The sequence below is a fragment of the Xenorhabdus entomophaga genome, from assembly GCF_037996725.1.
Lineage (GTDB): Bacteria > Pseudomonadota > Gammaproteobacteria > Enterobacterales > Enterobacteriaceae > Xenorhabdus > Xenorhabdus khoisanae.
Map to the genome: position 1 here is coordinate 1 of NZ_JBBMXH010000351.1, position 440 is coordinate 440.

Sequence of the window (440 nt, forward strand, 5' to 3'; positions counted from 1 at the left end):
GACATCCGCAGCGTTCAGATGGACATCCCCGGCCAGCGGCTTGCCGTTGACCTTGCGTCCTTGGGGAACGGCGTTCAGCGCCCGGTTGCGGGCTTCCGTTAAACCAAGGTTATTAATAAAAGCATTTTTATCAGGAATGTCCGCACCATTCTTTGATTTTTCAAGACGGCCATTGGCGTTATTGTTGGCATTATTAGCGACGTTCCTGACATCATTGACACGGCTATCGACTTCCCCTCTGCTGTACGTCTCGCCCTTGCCGTAGGCCCCGACATCGGCGGCGTTCAGTGCAATGTCAGCGGACAGGGGCTTGCCGTTAACCTTGCGGCCAGCGGGGACACGCCCATTGGCGTTGTTGTTGGCATTGGCGGCGGCAGTTTTGGCATCATTGACCTGTTTGTCTGTCTCGGCCCTGCTGTACGTCTCGCCTTTGCCGTAGG

General features: G+C 56.1%; 1 pseudogene. It reads right to left on the reverse strand.

The features are described 5' to 3' along the window. Positions 1 to 440 (reverse strand): annotated as a pseudogene (locus tag AAC854_RS23150) (phage tail protein); the annotation flags it as partial.